General features: G+C 61.2%; 21 protein-coding genes and 1 pseudogene. 14 read left to right on the top strand and 8 right to left on the bottom strand.

Annotation, left to right across the window (positions count from 1 at the left end):
* The first annotated feature begins 26 nt into the window (after nucleotides 1-26).
* Nucleotides 27-1,346, top strand: a complete 1,320-nt coding sequence (locus tag CKW32_RS21935; RefSeq protein ID WP_032885360.1) for an Nramp family divalent metal transporter — start codon at nucleotides 27-29, stop codon at nucleotides 1,344-1,346.
* A 1-nt stretch (nucleotide 1,347) separates the two neighbouring features.
* Here CKW32_RS21935 and CKW32_RS21930 read toward each other — a convergent pair whose 3' ends face one another.
* Nucleotides 1,348-2,280 carry a LysR family transcriptional regulator gene (locus CKW32_RS21930; protein WP_095186030.1) on the bottom strand — a complete coding sequence of 311 codons (933 nt, stop codon included), beginning with the start codon at nucleotides 2,278-2,280 and terminating at the stop codon, nucleotides 1,348-1,350.
* Between the two features lie 118 nt (nucleotides 2,281-2,398).
* Between CKW32_RS21930 and CKW32_RS21925 the strand changes: the two genes are divergently transcribed.
* The 3 genes from CKW32_RS21925 to CKW32_RS21915 all read left to right on the top strand — a co-directional run bounded on the left by CKW32_RS21925 (nucleotide 2,399) and on the right by CKW32_RS21915 (nucleotide 3,604).
* A complete protein-coding gene (locus CKW32_RS21925) occupies nucleotides 2,399-2,887 on the top strand; it encodes a DMT family transporter (RefSeq protein ID WP_032885359.1) in 489 nt (162 codons plus the stop codon).
* 4 nt (nucleotides 2,888-2,891) lie between these two features.
* Nucleotides 2,892-3,344 carry a DMT family transporter gene (locus tag CKW32_RS21920; protein ID WP_032885358.1) on the top strand — a complete coding sequence of 151 codons (453 nt, stop codon included), beginning with the start codon at nucleotides 2,892-2,894 and terminating at the stop codon, nucleotides 3,342-3,344.
* 89 nt (nucleotides 3,345-3,433) lie between these two features.
* Nucleotides 3,434-3,604, top strand: a complete 171-nt coding sequence (locus CKW32_RS21915) for a metallothionein (RefSeq protein ID WP_095185981.1) — start codon at nucleotides 3,434-3,436, stop codon at nucleotides 3,602-3,604.
* 52 nt (nucleotides 3,605-3,656) lie between these two features.
* Here the strand turns inward: CKW32_RS21915 and CKW32_RS21910 are convergent, their stop codons facing one another.
* Both CKW32_RS21910 and CKW32_RS21905 read right to left on the bottom strand, forming a co-directional pair.
* Nucleotides 3,657-3,929 carry a hypothetical protein gene (locus tag CKW32_RS21910; protein WP_032885357.1) on the bottom strand — a complete coding sequence of 91 codons (273 nt, stop codon included), beginning with the start codon at nucleotides 3,927-3,929 and terminating at the stop codon, nucleotides 3,657-3,659.
* 16 nt (nucleotides 3,930-3,945) lie between these two features.
* Nucleotides 3,946-4,188 carry a DUF6555 family protein gene (locus CKW32_RS21905; RefSeq protein WP_032885356.1) on the bottom strand — a complete coding sequence of 81 codons (243 nt, stop codon included), beginning with the start codon at nucleotides 4,186-4,188 and terminating at the stop codon, nucleotides 3,946-3,948.
* Nucleotides 4,189-4,304: 116 nt separating this feature from the next.
* On the opposite strand from CKW32_RS21905, the gene CKW32_RS21900 reads away from it, so the two are divergent.
* The 3 genes from CKW32_RS21900 (at nucleotide 4,305) to CKW32_RS21890 (ending at nucleotide 6,322) form a co-directional block, all read left to right on the top strand.
* Nucleotides 4,305-5,069, top strand: coding sequence for a helix-turn-helix transcriptional regulator (locus tag CKW32_RS21900; RefSeq protein ID WP_095185980.1), 765 nt, complete (start codon nucleotides 4,305-4,307; stop codon nucleotides 5,067-5,069).
* 88 nt (nucleotides 5,070-5,157) lie between these two features.
* Nucleotides 5,158-5,331, top strand: a complete 174-nt coding sequence (locus CKW32_RS21895) for a DUF1427 family protein (RefSeq protein WP_081797626.1) — start codon at nucleotides 5,158-5,160, stop codon at nucleotides 5,329-5,331.
* A gap of 31 nt (nucleotides 5,332-5,362) precedes the next feature.
* Complete coding sequence (locus CKW32_RS21890) at nucleotides 5,363-6,322, top strand: zinc-binding alcohol dehydrogenase family protein (protein ID WP_095185979.1); 960 nt, start codon at nucleotides 5,363-5,365, stop codon at nucleotides 6,320-6,322.
* 67 nt (nucleotides 6,323-6,389) lie between these two features.
* Here the strand turns inward: CKW32_RS21890 and CKW32_RS21885 are convergent, their stop codons facing one another.
* The 3 genes from CKW32_RS21885 to CKW32_RS21875 form a co-directional block, all read right to left on the bottom strand.
* Entirely contained in the window at nucleotides 6,390-7,418 is a 1,029-nt protein-coding gene (locus tag CKW32_RS21885; RefSeq protein WP_095185978.1) for a purine nucleoside permease, read from the bottom strand.
* A gap of 14 nt (nucleotides 7,419-7,432) precedes the next feature.
* A complete protein-coding gene (locus tag CKW32_RS21880) occupies nucleotides 7,433-8,380 on the bottom strand; it encodes a nucleoside-specific channel-forming protein Tsx (RefSeq protein WP_032885352.1) in 948 nt (315 codons plus the stop codon).
* Between the two features lie 155 nt (nucleotides 8,381-8,535).
* Nucleotides 8,536-9,474, bottom strand: coding sequence for an AraC family transcriptional regulator (locus CKW32_RS21875; protein WP_095185977.1), 939 nt, complete (start codon nucleotides 9,472-9,474; stop codon nucleotides 8,536-8,538).
* A 253-nt stretch (nucleotides 9,475-9,727) separates the two neighbouring features.
* On the opposite strand from CKW32_RS21875, the gene CKW32_RS21870 reads away from it, so the two are divergent.
* Nucleotides 9,728-10,993 (top strand): sugar ABC transporter substrate-binding protein, encoded by a 1,266-nt coding sequence (locus tag CKW32_RS21870; RefSeq protein WP_371854025.1) that lies wholly within the window; start codon nucleotides 9,728-9,730, stop codon nucleotides 10,991-10,993.
* A gap of 18 nt (nucleotides 10,994-11,011) precedes the next feature.
* Nucleotides 11,012-11,785 (top strand): L-iditol 2-dehydrogenase, encoded by a 774-nt coding sequence (locus CKW32_RS21865; RefSeq protein ID WP_095185975.1) that lies wholly within the window; start codon nucleotides 11,012-11,014, stop codon nucleotides 11,783-11,785.
* Between the two features lie 140 nt (nucleotides 11,786-11,925).
* Here the strand turns inward: CKW32_RS21865 and CKW32_RS21860 are convergent, their stop codons facing one another.
* A complete protein-coding gene (locus CKW32_RS21860) occupies nucleotides 11,926-12,618 on the bottom strand; it encodes an NUDIX hydrolase (RefSeq protein ID WP_095185974.1) in 693 nt (230 codons plus the stop codon).
* 147 nt (nucleotides 12,619-12,765) lie between these two features.
* Here CKW32_RS21860 and CKW32_RS21855 point away from each other — a divergent pair, with 147 nt between their 5' ends.
* The 5 genes from CKW32_RS21855 (at nucleotide 12,766) to CKW32_RS21835 (ending at nucleotide 18,177) form a co-directional block, all read left to right on the top strand.
* Entirely contained in the window at nucleotides 12,766-13,413 is a 648-nt protein-coding gene (locus CKW32_RS21855; RefSeq protein WP_095185973.1) for a nicotinamidase, read from the top strand.
* 11 nt (nucleotides 13,414-13,424) lie between these two features.
* Nucleotides 13,425-14,642 carry a nicotinate phosphoribosyltransferase gene (gene pncB / locus CKW32_RS21850; protein WP_095185972.1) on the top strand — a complete coding sequence of 406 codons (1,218 nt, stop codon included), beginning with the start codon at nucleotides 13,425-13,427 and terminating at the stop codon, nucleotides 14,640-14,642.
* Nucleotide 14,643: 1 nt separating this feature from the next.
* Nucleotides 14,644-15,450, top strand: coding sequence for an ammonia-dependent NAD(+) synthetase (nadE, locus tag CKW32_RS21845; protein ID WP_095185971.1), 807 nt, complete (start codon nucleotides 14,644-14,646; stop codon nucleotides 15,448-15,450).
* A gap of 158 nt (nucleotides 15,451-15,608) precedes the next feature.
* A complete protein-coding gene (locus CKW32_RS21840; protein WP_032885342.1) occupies nucleotides 15,609-16,964 on the top strand; it encodes an MATE family efflux transporter in 1,356 nt (451 codons plus the stop codon).
* A 40-nt stretch (nucleotides 16,965-17,004) separates the two neighbouring features.
* Nucleotides 17,005-18,177, top strand: coding sequence for an MFS transporter (locus CKW32_RS21835; protein WP_032885341.1), 1,173 nt, complete (start codon nucleotides 17,005-17,007; stop codon nucleotides 18,175-18,177).
* Between the two features lie 42 nt (nucleotides 18,178-18,219).
* Here CKW32_RS21835 and CKW32_RS28355 read toward each other — a convergent pair.
* Nucleotides 18,220-18,327, bottom strand: a pseudogene (locus CKW32_RS28355) (type II toxin-antitoxin system HicB family antitoxin); the annotation flags it as partial.
* Nucleotides 18,328-18,499: the final 172 nt, after the last annotated feature.

Genomic DNA, 18,499 nt, shown 5'->3' with positions numbered 1-18,499 from the left:
TCGAGTGTGTTTGCCTGGGATACCGCGTGAAATTCAGCCTGCCTAAAATTGCTACCGCCCCGTTCTGCCCGCCGGAAGTGGCGGGCTCTGTCGCCGTTGATCCCAAGGCGTCGTTCTTCAAGCGTGCCCTCATGTTTGCCGGCCCCGGCCTGTTGATCTCCATTGGCTACATGGACCCGGGCAACTGGGCTACGGCCATCGAGGCCGGTTCGCGCTACGGCTACAGCCTGCTGTTTGTGGTGCTGCTGGCCAGCCTGGCGGGGATGGCGGTGCAGTGCCTGTGCTCGCGACTGGGCATCGCCACCGGCAAAGACCTGGCGCAGCTATGCCGCGAGCGCTACAGCAAGCGCTCCGCCCGCACCCAATGGGCGTTGGCGGAAATCTCCATCATTGCCACCGACCTGGCCGAAGTGCTCGGCTGCGCCTTGGCGTTTCACCTCCTGCTGGGCGTTTCCCTGACGACCGGTATTGTGATCACGGCCTTTGACACGCTGCTGATCCTTGCCCTGCAAAACCGAGGCTTTCGCCGCTTGGAAGCGATCATGCTGGCGTTGGTGGCGACCATCGGGGTGTGTTTCTTTATCGAGCTGGTGTTGATCAAACCGTATTGGCCGGACGTCTTCAGCGGCTTCACGCCGTCACTGTCGGCCATCAGCGATGCCGCGCCGCTGTACCTGGCCATCGGCATTCTGGGCGCTACGGTGATGCCCCATAATCTTTACCTGCACAGCTCAATCGTGCAGACCCGCCTGATCGGTAAAGACCTGGCCAGCAAACAGGACGCGGTCAAGCTGGCGCGCATCGATACCATCGGCTCCCTGGCTCTGGCCCTGCTGGTCAATGCCGCCATCCTGGTACTCGCCGCCGCCGCATTCCACAAGACCGGCCACACCGACGTGGTGGAAATCCAGGATGCTTACCACCTGCTCGATCCGTTGGTGGGTGGCGCCTTTGCCAGCATCCTGTTCGGCGTCGCCTTGCTGGCGTCCGGGCAAAGCTCGACGTTTACCGGCACCATCGCCGGACAAGTGATCATGGAAGGCTACCTGAACCTGCGCATTCCCTGCTGGCAGCGGCGCCTGATTACCCGGGGGCTGGCGCTGATCCCGGCGTTTCTCGGGGTGTGGCTGATGGGTGACGATGCCATCGGCAAATTGCTGATCCTGAGCCAGGTGGTGCTGAGCCTGCAGCTGCCGTTTGCGCTGTATCCGCTGATTCGCATGACTGGCGACAAGCAACTGATGGGACCGTTTGTGAATAGCCTGCCCACCAGGGTGTTGGTGTGGTTTCTATTTGTGGTGATCAGTGGGGCAAATGCATGGTTGATTGGGCAATGGGTGTTTTGAGTCAGCGATCCCAATAAGGCACCGCCCCAAAACACTCCACAAAGTAATCAATCACGGTCCTCACCTTCAGCGACAAGCGCCGGCTCCCTGGCCACAACGCCGCAATTTGCTGCGGCTCCAGGGTGGTCGCCACCTCGTACTCCGTCAGCACCGCGTGCAACGTGCCGGCGCGCAAGCTTTCGCCGATCAACCAGGATGGAAACACCACCAGCCCCAGGCCTTGTTCGGCGGCGTGGGTGAGGGTGTCGGCGTGGTTGCCAGTGATCGGGCCTTTGACGCTGTAGGGCGTCCAGTCGCCCTGGTCGCGGCGGAAAAACCAGCGTTGTTGGCCGGTGATGCCCTTGTACGCCAGGCATTGGTGGTTGATCAGTTCATCGGGGTGCGAGGGCGTGCCGTGCTTCGCCAGGTAAGCAGGGCTGGCGGCGATGCGAAAGCGCTGGGGCGCGAAGATACGGGCCTGCATGCCGGAGTCGTTGAGCACGCCGATGCGAAATAGCAGGTCGGTGCCATCTTGCAGAGGGTCGACGTAGGTGTCGGTTTGCTGGATATCCAGTTGCAGCTTGGGGTAGCGGCGGCACAACTCGCCCAGCCAGGGTGAGAGGTGACGCTGGCCGAACACCATCGGCGCATTGATACGCACCAGGCCGCTGGGCTCGCTTTCCTGTTCCTGCAGGGCCTGGCCGGCGGCTTCCAGTTGTTCGAGCATCAGGCGCGCGTGCCGCCCTAGCAGGCGCCCAGCCTCGGTGGGGCTGACGGCGCGGGTGTGTCGATACAACAACTGTTGCCCCAGGGCCTGCTCCATTAATTGGATCTGCCGCGAGATCGAGGAGGGCGCCAGGCTTTCGCGGCGCGCCACTTCGGAGAAACTGCCGTGGTCCAGCACTGCGACGAACAGGCGCAGCGCCTTGAAACTCAACTCGTTCAAACCCTGCATCATGGCTCCAAGCTGTGCGTTTTGCGCAAAGGTGTTGTTGGCATGCTCCCATTTATCGCACAGGACGGCCACTGGATAATGCGCGCCATTAATCCATTTGTTGATGCGCAGGTGATGTATGCAGGCCAGTTCTATCGAGGGTGTGGCGAACGCCACGCCGAAAAAAAACCTTCTGCGGTTGCTGTTGTTGCCGCTGGTGATCCTCGCCGGTATGGGCTTGTCGGTGGAGGCCGGCTTGCTCGGCCCATTGGGCGTGCAGGTGGGGCACCTGTGGGCGACGTTGAGCATCTTCGGCGTGGGCTCGGCGATTCTGTATTTGCTGCTGCTGTTCAGCGGTCCGCAAAAAGGCCCGGCTCTCACTGACTTGCCGCGCTGGCAGCTGATCGGCGGTTTTCTGGGGCCGATGTACGTGGTGGTACTGACCCTGGCCACGCCGCACATCGGTATTGCGATGACCATGATCGCGATACTGTCGGGACAGGTGGGCAAGAGCGTTCTGATCGACCATTTCGGCTGGTTCGGCACGACGCGCAAGCGAGTCAATGGAGAGCGCTGGATCGCGCTGGCGTTGATTGTGGTGGCACTTGTTCTGATCGCACGAGGGTAAGACGATGAATCTGATTCTGTTGTTGGTACTGGTCATCGCGGCCGGTGCGGTATTGAGTGTGCAGGCGGCGATCAACGGTCGCCTGGGCCAGACAGTGGGTGTGTTGCGCAGCAGTTTGCTGACCTTTGCCGTAGGCGCGCTCACCACCGCGCTGTTGATTTTCTTCTTTGAACCGGCACAGGCGTTGAGCCTCTTGGACGTGCCTAAATGGCAGCTGACCGGCGCGCTGTTCGGCGTGGTGTACATGATGGTGATGGTCGGTGCGGTGCCGGTGGTCGGCACAGCGGTGGCCACGGTGGCGGTGATCACCGGGCAGTTGGGCATGGGCATGCTGATCGATAACTTCGGCTGGCTGGGCAACCCTGCCATCGAATTGTCGGGCGGTCGCATGCTGGCGATGGTGTGCCTGGCGCTGGCGCTGGTGTTCATGTATCGCAGCAATACGCGCACCGACTGATGGTTTGAACGATCTGCGTGAGCCGGCAGTCATTGCTTAAGGTGCCGGCGCTCGCCGTACCGAGACGACCATGATGAAGGAGTCTGACCATGCCAGATCAAACCTGTGCCTGCCCACACTGCAAATGTGTATTGGGTGTCGAAGCGGTGATGAAAGACGGTAAGGGCTATTGCTGCCAGGGCTGTGCCGAACACCATGCCCATGGTGAACCCTGCGCTGCGGCTACGGGCTGCGAGTGTGCCAAGTCGGCCAACGGTTGAATGCGGTGGGAGCGGTCAAAACCGTTCCCACATTTGATCTATCTGTTAGCTGCTATTGGGTTTCCAACTCCAGCCGGAGGCTATGGTCGGACAGGCGCTGCCGACCTCTGACCACCCCGCTGGTCCGCCGTCCCTCCAGGGCAAACACCACCGTTTTCGCTGCATGCAGATCATCCGGGAGCGGCTGAAACACCTTCAGTACGAGTCTGTCGGGTTTGCGCTGCACGCTCACTTGGCATTCCACATGCCTGGCCAGTGGGCCAAACAGGGTGTCCTGGGTGTAATCAATCCGAGCCTTGCCATTGACCTGGCCACATACATTCATGGGTATCTCTCCTTGATCAAGCCTGGGCGCGCGCGTCCGAGCGGCGCCATTGCACGTTGGTGATGCCGAATTTCTCGGCCTGAACCTGGCTGGTCTTCTTGACCTGCTCCCGAGCGAAACGGCCAATACGACCGACGCCGGCATCGCAGCTTGCCCAATGCCAAGCTTCGGCGGCATCGAGTTTTTCCAGGCGGATAATGAATGACTTGGCCTCGCCATGGAGGGTGTAATCGATCACAAACAGTTTTGCGTTATTCATCGGCCCATCAACCCTGGTGGTGTAAGCAAGTGATCGCCACGAGCGCCAAAAATTCACTCGGATTGTCGGGCGGTGGTCATTACCATGGTGGCTCATCCTAGACTGACGTACGTCCCATGGCCCTGGCCGCGCCACCTGACCTCAGTGATCACGCTGTCCCCGTGCAACCTCTGGCGCGTACTTACCCGCGTGGGTGGTATGTGGAACCCCACAGGCACGAGTGGGGCCAATTGCTTTACGCCATGAGCGGCGTGATGTGGGTCGAGACCCCACGCGAGGCCCTGGTGGTGCCGCCCCAGCGCGCGGTATGGCTGCCGCCGGGTGTCGAGCACGGGATTCGCGTAGTGTCGGATTTGCAGATGCGCAATATCTACCTGCGTCCTGCCTTGGCGGCGACGCTGGACAGCCAGGTGCAGGTGATTGAGGTCGGTGGGTTGCTGCGCGAGTTGATCGTCACGCTGGTGGAGGAGGGCGATAGCGGCGACGGTGCGTATTACGACGCGGTGGTCGGCCTGGCCCTGCTGGAGTTGCAGCGGGCGCGTCGCTCCCGGATCCGCATCGCCATGCCGGTTGAAGCCGACCGTCGACTGATCAGCGCGTGCCAGGCGGTCATGGCTGCGCCTTCCCTGGTGATCCCCTTCGAGCAGCATGCCGAGGTGGCCGGTGCCAGCGTGCGTACCCTGGCGCGGCTGTTCCAGAACCACCTGGGCATGGGGTTCGCCGAATGGCGCCGGCAAGTGCAACTCGCCACGGCCGTGGCGGAGTTGATCCAGGGCCAGTCGGTCAGCGGGATTGCGCGGTCCCTGGGCTATTCGCCGAGCAGCTTCAGCGACATGTTCCGCCGCGAACTCGGTGTGGCCCCTTCGCACTACACCGGCTGAGGTTTGGCCGAAATCCTGAAGCAGTTGGCCGATGCCAGCGGGAGGGGCTCCCTACACTGAGCCCACCAATCCACACGGCGCTGCCCCCATGAATTACTTGATTTCCCTCGCCATTGGCCTGTTTGTCGGCGTGATTTATGGTGCGCTGGATTTTCGCTCACCCGCGCCGCCGGCCATCGCGCTTGTCGGCCTGATGGGCATGTTGATCGGCGAAAAACTGTGGCCCATGGGGCGACAGTTGGTCAGTGCCTGGTTGTCCTGAAGTCTTTTTCTTTTCGATGGATGTACTGCCCATGAAAGCCCTGCAATTTTCCGCCACAGGCGATCTCAATGCCCTCAGCTTTATCGACGTTCCCACTCCGGTGCCAGGCGCTGATGAAGTGTTGGTAAAAATCCAGGCTGCGGGCCTCAACCCCAGCGATGTAAAGAACGTGCTCGGTCGCTTCCCTTACACCACGCTGCCACGCATTCCTGGTCGCGATTTTGCTGGCGTGGTGGTTGAAGGCCCGCAGGCATTGGTGGGCCGGGAAGTCTGGGGCACCGGCCGCGATCTTGGTTTTTTTGCCGATGGCTCCCACGCTCAATACCTCACGGTGTCTGCCAAGGGCGTGGCCCATAAGCCTACGCATTTGAGCTTTGCCCAGGCGGCGAGCCTGGGTGTGCCGTACACCACCGCCTGGGATGCGCTGGAGCGCAGCGGTGTGGGCAAAGGCACGCGGTTGATGGTGATCGGCGCCAACGGTGCCGTGGGGAGTGCGGCGTTGGCCCTGGCGAAAATCCGTGGCGCCCGGGTGCTGGCGGCGGTGCGCAGGGTTGAGCAGGTCGAGGTTTTGCAAGCGCAAGGTTTCGAGGCGATTAGCCTCGCTAAACCGCAAGACTTGGGTACGCAAGTGAATGCCGTGTTCGCAGGCGGCGCCGACGTAATCTTCGACACCACCGGTTTCTGGCTGCCTGCCGCCGTGGCGGGTCTGGCGGCTTTTGGCCGTATCGCCATCATTGCTGCGCCCGTGGACGGTCATGTGCAATTGCCGGCTCTGGCGCTGTACCGCAAGGGAGGTTCGGTGGTGGGGATCAATTCATTGCTCTACAGCTGCGAGCAGTGCGCGGTGATGCTGGAGCAGTTCGGGCGCTTTTTTGATGAGGGCCTGCTGCCGCTGCCGGTCGGCCTGCGCGAAGTGGCGCTGGCCGAAGGGACGCAGTGCTACGAAGACGTGAACCAGGGCAGTGCAGACAAAATTATCTTCCTGCCCTGATACGGTCCCGTAGGCGCCGGCTTACCGGCGATTGGCCCTAAGCACGCCATCGCCGGCACAGGGATCGTCACGCGTCGGGAACACCTTTTTCCCAGGCTGACCAGTTGTTGAGGATTGCCTGCACCAGCGGATTGCCCGTGCGGTACAGGTTTTCCAGCGCCGGCACGAACCCGCCCTGGTCCGCATAGTTGAGCAGGTTATCCACCTCGCTGTAACCAGGGTAAGGCCGGTCGAAGTCGGAACCTGCTCGCACCACGGCCAGGCGCTGAATATCCACCAAGCCCTCGCGACTGGCGCGCAGCAGGGCCTCATAGGTGGAGTTATCTTCCTGCTGGGTGGTGCAGTATTCGCCTTTGTTATCCGTGAGCAGCTTGGTCCAGACCTCGGCGCGTTCGCTCAGGCGCGTGCCGGAGAACCACGTGTTGCCCGCCAGGGTGTCGCAGCGGGTGACTTGCGGCGGCTGGTTGGCCGGGGCGGCGGGGTAGTGCTTGCGCCAGGCCGTCGACTCTTTGCTTTCCGTCAGCTCGACTTTCTGCGACAGGGCAAACGCCTTGGCTTGCAGCTTGGGGTTGAGCTCAAACACTTCGGTCTTGTAGTCCAGCGGCGGTTTTTCGTTGGGGCCTTTGGTGTTGATGCCGATGTAGCCGGTCGGCCAGTCCTTGGGCGCATCGCGCGAATCCAGTTCCCACTGCGTACCAAACTCCACCAGGTAATGCGCCCAGGCAGCGGTCCCGATGGTGCCGTGCTTGGGGCTGATGCCGGCGATCCCGGCAATCAGGAAGTAGCTCTGGCGCAGGTCGAACTTGGGCGACAACGCCAGGGCCAGGGTGGAGGCGGCAGCGTTGGTCTGGCCCATGCCGGTGACGAGCAGGCACACGTCCTGGGTGTTGCAGCGGATCACCGGGTATTCGGCGGACAGGCCCGGCACGCGCACTTCTTGCTTGAGTTGCAGGCGGTCGATCCAGGTTTGTGCCTCGGGCGCGAACATGGTGATCAGCATCACTTTGGGTTTGATCGGTGGCGGGGTATCTGCCAGCACCAGGTTCGGCAACAGGGCCATGCCGATGGCCATCGATAGACGGGTAAACGTGTTCATCTCATGCTCCTTGATCAGAATTGGTAGCCGACACCGGCGTAGTAGCCCCAGCCATCGGAGCGGGCGCGGAAGTTGCCTTCGCCGAAATTCAACTCGCTGCCATCTTCCCAGTTGCCGCCGTTATGGAAGTAGCGCCCGACCAGCGTGAAGCGCAGGTGGGTGAACGAGTACAGCAGCACGTTGGTCGCCACCATGGAATTGGCGGTGCGCGCCGGGTTGTCCTTGTGCAGGTTGGAGCCGAAATCGTAGTTGGTGAAGCCGATGTAGGTCAGCGAAGCGCCGTTGTCGAACTTGCCGATGGGCACGATGTACTTCATCTGGGCGCGATAGCCGTCCCAGGAATACTCATTGCTGGCACCGTAGTTTTCCCACTGGTAGCGCCCATAGAAGTTAGCCGACAGGTTGACCCGCGAGTGGGTGTCGATGTCGGTGCCCAGGCCGCTGTACAGGGTGTTGGCGCGGTTTTCCTTGTTGCTGCCGTGGTCGTAGATCCAGTCGAACGCCACGTACCATTCCTTGAACGGCCCGATGGCCAGGCTGCGACCGGCCAGGTAGTCGATGGAGATGCGCGGCTCATGCTCCATGAACACCGGCGAGCCGTGGTCCCATGCGCCTTTGTCGTTGCTGTTACCAATGCCGAGGATCTTCGGCACGTCGATGTAGCCATACAGCTCGAAGGGCCCTTTGCGGCCGAAGTACTCGTATTCCAGGTAAATGTCATCGGACGGCTTGGGGCCGAAGCTGATGTCTTTGCTGCCGATCAGCGTCAGGTCCTGGTTGAACCATTGCGACAGGTAAGGGCCTTTATTCGACTGGGTGGCTTCAGGGCTGAGGGTTTCGCCCTGTGCTGAGTCATTGGCAGGTGTTTCCTGCGCCAAAATGGGTGTGCTGAGTACTCCCGTAACGGCGGCCAGTAGCAAGGAAACACCAAAGCAGGCGCGAGGCCTTGAGGTGAGGTGCATTGAAAGTCCCTATTCGTACGCGGTTTGAACCCGATTGCTCAGGTAAGGGGGAACTTGGCGGTCAAGTTCGTACCGCAAACGTTTGCACAGGCTGTACCAACTTTGCCCAATGGCTTGAATGGCCTAGAAAAAAGGCGAATTAGTCGACCTTTTGATCAGAAATGACTGGGTGTCATTTTTTCAATGGGATTGAACAGATGCATCGCGGTGTCGCGGCGATATTCGCTCGGCGTCTGGTTCATCTCGATCCGAAAGTGCCGGTTGAAATTGGACAGGTTGGCGTAGCCCACTTCAAAGCAGATATCCGCCACCGACCGCTCACTGTGCAGCAACAGCCGGCACGCGCGCTGCACGCGAAATTTGCGCATCAGGTCGATAAAACCGTGGCCGGTGTTGCGTTTGAAGAACCGCGAGAATCCCGGTTCGCTCATCTCCAGTTGTTGAGCGATGACCGACAGGCGCACGTCGCCAGTGAGTTCGCGCATCAGGTAGTCGAAGGCCTTGTTGATGCGTTCAGCGCTGCGGGCATCCAGCGTGGGCGCGTAGCAGGGGCTGGCCAGTGCCTTGACCTGGATGGGCGGCGCGTTTTTCAAGGTGTCTAGCAATTGCAGGAACAGGATCAGCCGTTGCAGGCCATGGGCACTACCGATGGCTTCCAGCAGGTGCGCAGCCTTTGCGGCGCTGTCACCGGTGAACTCCAGGCCGCGCCGGGCCTGTTCGAACAGCGGCTGCAAATCCCCGAGTTCCGGCAAGGTATTGCGCAGGGCGAGCAGGGCGGCGCCATCGAATTGCAGCACCACATCGCGCCCGCTCAAGTGTTCGCCGGGGGCCAGTTCGCCTATCCAGTCGTGGGGCAGGTCCGGGCCGATCAAAGCGACATGGCCGGCGCTGAATGCACCGATATAGTCGCCCGCCACCAGCTTGCCGGTGCCTTGGCGGATCAGGTGGATTTCAAATTCGGGATGGTGGTTCCAGCGCGCCAGATCATAGGGGTAATCGTGTTCGAACCAACGAAAGCAGTGGTCGGGTTCGGGCAAGATCACTTCGAGTTCGGCGGGGCGGTGCTCGAACAGTTCGGCGCGGCTGACGGGCATGGTGCTGCCTCTTGTGCGTTGGATTACACCAAAATACGCGGGTTTGCACGGGGCAGGCTACCCCCGCTTTCGCCCGGCACTGATACTTTTTTGATCCTGAGTGTGCGGTTAAAAAAGTATCAGCCGCGCATTCGCCAGGCGTTTGTGAGGGCTTGGCCAAGCTGCTGTAATCGGTGCTCAACAACAAAAACAACAGGTGGAAACCGCCATGTTAACGCTTCCCAAAGCACTGTTACTGCTGTCCGGCCTGGCTATGGCTATACCCGGCCATGCGGCCGACACCGTGACCATCGCCACGGTCAACAACAGCGACATGATCCGCATGCAGCGCCTGTCCAAGGTGTTCGAAGAGCAGCACCCGGGCATCAAACTTAACTGGGTTGTGCTTGAAGAAAACGTTCTGCGCCAACGCCTCACTACCGACATCGCCACCCAGGGCGGGCAGTTCGATGTGCTGACCATCGGCACCTACGAAACCCCGTTGTGGGGCGCCAAACAATGGCTGGAACCGTTGACCGAGCTGCCGGCCGATTACGACGCCGACGATATCTTCCCCTCAGTGCGCCAGGGCCTGTCGGTCAATAACACCCTCTACGCCTTGCCGTTCTACGGCGAAAGCACCGTCACCTACTACCGCACTGACCTGTTCAAGAGCGCCGGCCTGAGCATGCCCGCGCATCCCACCTGGACCCAACTCGGCGAGTTCGCCGCCAAACTCACCGCCAAGGACAAGGGTCAGTACGGCATGTGCCTGCGGGGCAAGGCCGGCTGGGGGGAGAACATCGCGCTGTTGAGTACCATGGCCAACGCCTTTGGTGCGCGCTGGTTCGACGAACAATGGAAGCCCGAGCTGACCAGCCCCGAATGGACCGCCGCCGCCAACTTCTACGTCAATACCCTCAAGCAATACGGCCCGCCAGGCGTGTCGAGCAACGGGTTCAACGAGACCTTGGCGCTGTTCAACAGTGGTAAGTGCGCGATCTGGGTCGACGCCAGCGTCGCCGGTTCCTTCACCACCGATACCAGCCAGAGCAAGGTTGCCGACAGCGTCGGTTTCGCCGCCGCGCCTACTGAGGTGACCGACAAAGGTTCATCCTGGCTCTACGCCTGGTCCCTGGCGATCCCGGCCACTTCCAAGCACAAGGACGCCGCCAAGGCCTTTATCACCTGGGCCACTTCCAAGGACTACATCCAACTGGTCGCCGATAAAGAGGGCATCACCAACGTACCGCCGGGCACGCGCCAATCCACTTACAACGAGGCTTACCTCAAGGCCGCGCCGTTTGCCCAGGTGACGCTGGAGATGATGAAACACGCCGACCCCGCCCATCCTTCAGCCAAACCGGTGCCGTACGTGGGCATCCAATACGTGACCATCCCCGAGTTCCAGGCCATCGGCACCTCGGTCGGCAAGCTGTTTTCAGCGGCGCTTACCGGCGGCATGACGGTTGATCAGGCCTTGTTGCAGGCGCAGTCCACTACCGAGCGCGAAATGAAACGCGCCGGCTATCCCAAGTAACCTTGACGGACAACACCCATGAAACGACTGGAAGGTAAAAGCGCGCTGATCACTGGATCGGCGCGCGGGATTGGCCGCGCGTTTGCCCTGGCCTACATCAATGAAGGCGCGACGGTTGCCATTGCCGACATCAACCTGCAACGCGCCCAGCAAACTGCCGCCGAGCTGGGCCCTCAGGCCTACGCGGTCGCGATGGATGTCACTGACCAAGCCTCCATCGATGGCGCGATTGCCGCCGTGGTGGCCCATGTCGGGAAGCTGGATATCCTGGTCAACAACGCAGCGCTGTTCGACCTGGCGCCCATCGTCGACATCACCCGCGATAGCTTCGAGCGGCTGTTCGCGATCAATGTCGCCGGCACGCTGTTCACCTTGCAGGCCGCGGCCCGGCAGATGATCAGCCAGGGCCACGGCGGCAAAATCATCAACATGGCCAGCCAGGCCGGGCGGCGCGGTGAGGCGTTGGTGGCGGTGTACTGCGCGACCAAGGCAGCGGTGATCAGCCTTACGCAATCGGCGGGGTTGAACCTGATCAAGCAAGGAATCAACGTCAACGCCATTGCCCCCGGTGTGGTGGATGGAGAGCATTGGGATGGGGTAGATGCGCTGTTCGCCAAGCATGAAGGGCTGGCGCCTGGCGAGAAGAAGCGGCGGGTGGGGGCAGAGGTGCCGTTTGGGCGGATGGGTACGGCTGAAGACCTCACCGGAATGGCAATCTTCCTGGCGTCGAAGGAGGCTGATTATGTGGTGGCCCAGACCTACAACGTCGACGGCGGCAATTGGATGAGCTAAAGCCATACCCCAATCAAAACTGGGGGAGGGGGCTTGCTCCCGATAGCGGAGGATCAGTCACTTTATTTGCGGACTGTCACACTGCTATCGGGAGCAAGCCCCCTCCCACATTTGAACCTCATCGCGCTTGAAAAGGGTGCTTAGTCGGCAAAACTGCGATCAAAGAAGTAAACCGCCCCAGGCCTCAAGTTCTCCACCGTCGCCTGGGGCCTGCCGCCCTCGCCATGCTTCTTGCGCCCCGTCTCGCGCAAATATCCCGCCTCCGTCAGCTTCAACAAACGCTGGCGAATACTGGTCTTGAGCACCGGCCGCTCCAGCACCAGGGAAAAGATCGTGGTCGCCTCCGGCGCGCTGAACTCATTGCCCAGGAACATCAGCGGCAAGCTGCTGTACAGCGACTTGGAGAACAACCGCTCCTGCACGGCCGCGACGATGCTGTTGTGATCGAACGGCAACTTGATGCTGCCGTCTGCCACCGCCCTCAACCCAAACCAGCCTTGATGCTCCCCCAGTTGCACCTCATCCGCGACGATCGCCAAGTAGTACGTTGATGACGACCAGCAACGCGGGTCGCGAAACGCATCGCCCACCGTACCGACTTGCTCGCTCCAGGCCAGCTCCAGACCGACCTTGTCGCTGGTTCGCAAGCGTTCCACGGCATCCTGGAGGCTCAGATCTTGCACGCCGCCATTCACCACCACGCCCGGCAACGCCCAATGCCCGGCGAAGGGCTCGGCGTCGCGCTTGTTCAGCAACAGTTTCAGTTCCCCGGTTGCGCGGCAGTAAAAAAGCACGCAGAGGTCGACGGTGTGGAGGTAGGCGCTAAGTGGCATATGAAATCCTTCTGAACGGCGAAGAGGGCTCAGTCTAACGGATCGAAAAGATATGTCATGTGCTTGAAGGCGAATAGATAAATAAATGTTTCTTGCAATGAAAGTACATGACGTGTACTTTTGTTTCCAGGCCACAGGAGAACAGCCATGACCCTTGCGAAAACTGCCCTTGCTTCTTTCGATGTCGATCCTCAGAAGAGCTTCACGCCGCTGTGCCCCAACGAATTGCCTGTGGCCGGTGGTGACCAGATCGGTGCCGAACTCAACTACATGGCCAGCCTCGCCGGCTATCGCGTCGGCAGCAAGGACGCCCACACCCCGCAAGCACCCTGGGTGGTCGCGCAGCCCAGCGAGATGCTGCAACCCACCGGCCTGACCCACGCCGACCTCACATGGGTCAGCCACTGCGTACCGGGCACTGAAGGTTTCACGTTGCTCGACGAACTGCCCACGCCCTATGACTACGACTACTTCATCTGGAAAGGCGTCGAGCCCGACCTGCACCCCTACGGTGCTTGCTACCACGACCTGCACGACAAGCTGTCCACCGGAGTCATCGAGTACCTCAAGGCTCAAGGTGTCACCCGTGTGATCGTTGGCGGCCTGGCCCTGGACTACTGCGTCAAAACCACCGCACTGCAATTGCTCAAGGCCGGCCTGGAAGTCGTGCTGCACCTGCCAGCGTGCCGCGGTATCAGCGAGGAGGGCGGCGTACAGGCTGTCAATGAGTTGCTCAAGGCCGGTGCCGGCATCAGCCGCACCCGCGAAGAACTGGCCGCGATGGCCACGCGTTAAGGAGACTTACCATGGAAAGTGCCTACGACTACGACGCCCCGGTGATCCAGGGCCTGCTCGACACCGACTACTACACCTTCACCATGATGCAGGCGGTGTTGCACCAGTACCCCAACGTCGATGTGGAATACAACTTCATCGTCCGCTCCAAGGAAAAACTCGGCCACTTGATCCCGCAGTTGCGCGTCGAGTTGGACAAACTCGCCAGCCTGCAGGTGCGTGAAGGCGAGCTGCGCTTTCTGTTCAACCCACGCTTTCGCGAGTACCTCACCCCGGACTACGAGCGCTTCCTGGGCCTGTTCCGCTTCAACCTGCGTTATATCCACGTCAGCGAAGTCGATGGCCAATTGAACATCCGCGTGGTCGGCCCGATGCTGCACTGCATCATGTTCGAACAGCCGGTGCTCGCGTTGGTCAGCGAACTGCGCAACCGCGACAAATACCCGGATGTGACCCTGGAAGACGTCACCCGCAAGCTGTACCAGAAGTTCGACTGGCTGGAGAAAAACCTCAGCCGCGACGAGTTGGCCGACCTGCGCGTCTCCGACTTCTCGACCCGTCGGCGTCTGTCCTTCAAGGCCCAGCGCGAAGTGGTGGACATCATGCGCCGCGACTTCCCCGGCCAGTTCGTTGGCACCAGCAACGCGCACCTGGCGTATGAATTCGACTTGCCGCTGATCGGCACCATGGCCCACCAATGGCTGATGGTGCACCAGCAATTGGGGCGCTTGCGCGAAAGCCAGAACGCCGCCCTGGAGAACTGGGTGCATGAATACCGTGGCCGTCTCGGCATCGCCTTGACCGACTGCATCAGCACCGACTTTTTCCTCAAGGACTTCGACCTGTACTTCGCCAAGCTCTACGACGGCCTGCGCCAGGACTCCGGTGACCCCATCGCCTGGGCCGACAAGGTGCTGGCTCGCTACAAACAACTGGGCATCGATCCGATGACCAAGGACCTGATGTTTTCCGACGGCCTGAACTTCGAAAAATGCCTGCCGATCCTGCGGCACATCCGTGGCAAGGCCAAGTTCGGTTTCGGCATGGGCACCAGCCTGGCTTGCGATGTGGACGGCGTCGAACCGCTGAGCATCGTTATGAAGCTGGTACGGGTGCACGGCGAACCGGTGGTGAAGTTCTCCGATGACCCGGTGAAGAACGTCTGCGAAGACCCCTCGTTTTTGCAGTACGCAGCGAAGGTATTCAATGTCGGCAACGTGGAGGTGTGACATGCAAGACCGTATCGCGCAGGAACTGAATATCAACCGGCAACTGGTGAAGGGCGGTGAGGCCAGGGAAATCCAACGGCGCATTGATTTCATCAAGACCACGTTGCGCCAGTCGGGCTGCAAAGCCCTGGTGCTGGGCATTAGCGGTGGCGTGGATTCCCTGACCGCCGGCCGCCTGTGCCAGTTGGCGGTTGAGCAACTGCGGGCTGAGGATTACGCCGCGCGCTTTATCGCCATGCGCCTGCCCTACAAGACCCAGGCCGATGAGCGCGACGCCCAGGCCTCGCTGGATTTCATCACTCCGGACCACATCGACACCCTTAACATCGCCGTCAGCGTCGACGGCCTGATGGCCAGCCTCACCGCCACCGACGCCAGCGCCGCACAAGTGGACTTCATCAAAGGCAACGTCAAGGCCCGCACCCGCATGATCGCGCAGTATGCCGTGGCCAACTTGCACAATGGCCTGGTGGTCGGCACCGACCATGGCGCCGAAGCTCTGATGGGGTTTTTCACCAAGTTCGGTGACGGCGCCTGCGACCTGGCGCCATTGTCCGGCCTGACCAAAACCCAGGTCCGCCTGTTGGCCAGTGCCCTTGGGGCACCGACGAACCTGGTGCACAAGCAGCCCACAGCCGACCTCGAAGAACTGGCACCGGGCAAGCTGGATGAACAGGCTTATGGCTGCACGTACGAAGAGATCGATGCGTACCTGATGGGCGAGCCGGTGAGTGAGCGGGTGCGGGACATCGTTGAATCGGCCTATCTCAAGACCGCACACAAGCGTGCGCTGCCGGTTGCGCCATAGCCTTTGTCGTGAGCGGGGCGAGCTTGCTCACGACAAAAAAACAGTTGCCCATTCAGGTTGCCCACTGTTCGACGCCATGCCTCGATAAACCGCAGGAACATTGGATCCACATGCGGTATAAACCTCGGACGCTTTAGTTCTTCGAGGCCCCGTTTCTCATGCAAAGCCCTTTGCAACGCCCGCTGTGGCAGGTCTATCTGATCTTTCTGGCACCGATGGTGCTGTCCAACTTCCTGCAGAGTTTTTCCGGCACGCTCAACGGCATTTATGTCGGGCAGATGCTCGGCACTCAGGCCCTGGCGGCGGTGTCGGGGATGTTTCCCATCGTGTTTTTCTTTATCGCACTGGTGATCGGCCTGGGGGCGGGTGCGTCGGTGTTGATCGGGCAGGCCTGGGGTGCCCAGGAAACCGCGATGGTCAAGTCGATTACCGGCGCGACGCTGACCCTTGGCGCGCTGGTGGGCTTGATCGCGGCGGTGTTGGGCAGTCTGTTTGCGCGCCCGGCGTTGCAGGCATTGGGCACGCCGGTTGACGTGCTCGACGACGCAGTCGGCTATGCCCAGATGATGATGCTGATCATGCCGCTGTTGCTGGTCTTCATCCTTTACACCCAATTGCTGCGGGGCGTCAGCGATACGATTTCGCCCTTGCTCGCGTTGATGGTCTCGACACTGGTCGGCCTGTTGCTGACCCCGGCGTTGATTCGCGGCTGGATCGGCCTGCCGCCCTTGGGCATCCAGAGCGCGGTGTACGCGGGCCTGGTGGGAAATGCCTCGGCGATGCTGTTTCTGGTCCTGCGCCTGCGCCATAAAAACCACGTGATGGCGCCGGATCGCGAACTGCTCGCGGCCTTGCGCCTGGACCGCGTCATCCTCGGTAAAGTCCTGCGTATCGGCCTGCCCACCGGCTTGCAGATGGTGGTGCTGTCGCTCTCGGAGCTGGTCATCCTGGCGTTGGTCAATAGCCATGGTTCCCAGGCCACGGCGGCCTATGGGGCGGTGACGCAGATCGTCAACTACGTGCAATTTCCGGCCCTGTCGATTGCCATCACCGCCTCGATCCTCGGCGCCCAGGCGATTGGCGCCGGGCGCCTGGAGCGCATCGGGCCGATCCTGCGCACGGGGTTGCTGATCAACACCTGCCTGACCGGTGGTCTGATCGTGCTGGGCTACTTGTTATCCCACTGGTTGCTCGGGCTGTTCATCACCGATGACGCCGCACGCGTGAATGCCGAGCACCTGCTGCACATCATGTTGTGGAGCATCCTCGTGTTCGGCTTCCAGGCCGTGATCGGCGGGATCATGCGTGCCAGCGGCGTGGTGCTGATGCCGGTGGCGATCTCGATCTTCTGCGTGCTGTGTGTGGAGCTGCCGATGGCGTACCTGCTGAATGCGCACTTCGGCCTGGAAGGCGTTTGGATGGCGTTTCCGGTGACGTACCTGGCGATGCTGGGGTTGCAGACCGCGTATTACCGGTTGGTGTGGCGGCATAAGCAGATCAAGCGGTTGGTGTGATAAAAGGATGCGCAATTTAAGGACAGAAGGCGTTTAAGTCATGGCAAACCCCTACGCCGAGTTATTTCAAGTCCCTGGCGCCCGGGCTTTTGTATTGGCCGGCATGCTGGCGCGTATGCCGGTGTCCATGACCGGTATCGGCATTATCACCATGCTTTCCCAGGTGCATGGCGGCTACGGCCTGGCAGGCTCGGTGGCGGCGGTATTCGCGTTGGCTACGGCGATTTGCGCGCCACAGGTATCACGGCTGGTGGACCGCTACAGCCAAGGCCGGGTGCTGCCGATTGCCGCGTTGATCGGTGGCGGGGCGCTGCTGATGCTGTTGCTGTGCACGCGGTTGCAGGCGCCGACCTGGACGCTGTTCCTGTCTGCCGCCTTGGCCGGTTGCATGCCGAACATGTCGGCGATGGTGCGGGCCCGTTGGACCGAGTTGTACCGAGGTCAGCCCAAGCTGCAAACCGCCTTTGCCCTGGAGTCGGTGCTGGATGAGGTGTGCTTTATCGTCGGCCCGCCGATTTCGGTGGGCTTGAGCGTGGTGTTGTTCCCCGAAGCCGGGCCGCTGGTGGCCGCGTTGTTGCTGGCGGTGGGCGTCACCACGTTCGTCCTGCAACGAGCGACCGAACCCCCGGTGCATGAGCACCACGATCACCATGCTGGCTGGCTGATCGCGTCGCCGTCGGTATTGATCCTGATGATCCTCTTGCTGGCCATGGGGGTGATCGTGGGTGTGGTGGATGTGGTCAGCGTGGCGTTTGCGCAACACCAGGGTCAGCCGGCGGCGGCGAGTATTGTGCTGTCGGTGTACGCCATCGGTTCATGCCTGGCGGGACTCGCCTTTGGCACTCTCAAGCTCAAGGCGCCGCTGCCGCGCCAGTTTCTGTTCTGCGGCGTGGCCACGGCGTTGACCACCTTGCCGTTGCTGCTGGTCACCAACATTCCAGGCCTGGCGGTGGCGATCTTTATCTCCGGCCTGTTCTTTGCCCCGACCCTGATCGTGTCCATGGCGCTGGTGGAGCGGATCGTCCCCGCCAGCCGCCTGACCGAAGGCATGACGTGGCTGATCACCGGCCTGAGCATCGGCGTGGCCATTGGTGCCGCCAGTTCCGGTTGGATGATCGACCACTTTGGCGCCGCCAGCGGGTTCTGGGTGGCGTTGGCGGCGGGTGCGGTGGTGTTGGGCTCGGCGGTGTTGGGGTATCGGCGGTTGGGTTGATCAACCCGTCGCTGGGCATGCCTCTGTGCTGTGATGTTGCAGGAATGCGTTCAGCGCCTTGATGGACAGGTTCTTGCCGAACAGGCAGTTGTCTTCAAGGCTGGCCTCTATGGAGCCGATGCAGGCTTTTCGTTTGAGTTGGTTGTTCACGTAATCAGTTCTCCTGAACGCAATGGTTCGATGATTCGGCGCCGAATGCAGTGCTTCAGTGCATTGCCGGGGCCGGGCCTGTGCAACGTGATCATTCTCGCTTTTGCACGGGTTTCCCGGGATTGACGTAACCCTTGATGACCCCTCGCTCCAACCCCTCCACCCGCCGCTA

It is taken from the genome of Pseudomonas sp. Irchel 3H9 (genome assembly GCF_900187495.1).
Lineage (GTDB): Bacteria > Pseudomonadota > Gammaproteobacteria > Pseudomonadales > Pseudomonadaceae > Aquipseudomonas > Aquipseudomonas sivasensis.
Note: the sequence above shows the minus strand (reverse complement) of the source record. Positions and strands in the feature narration are given on the sequence as shown.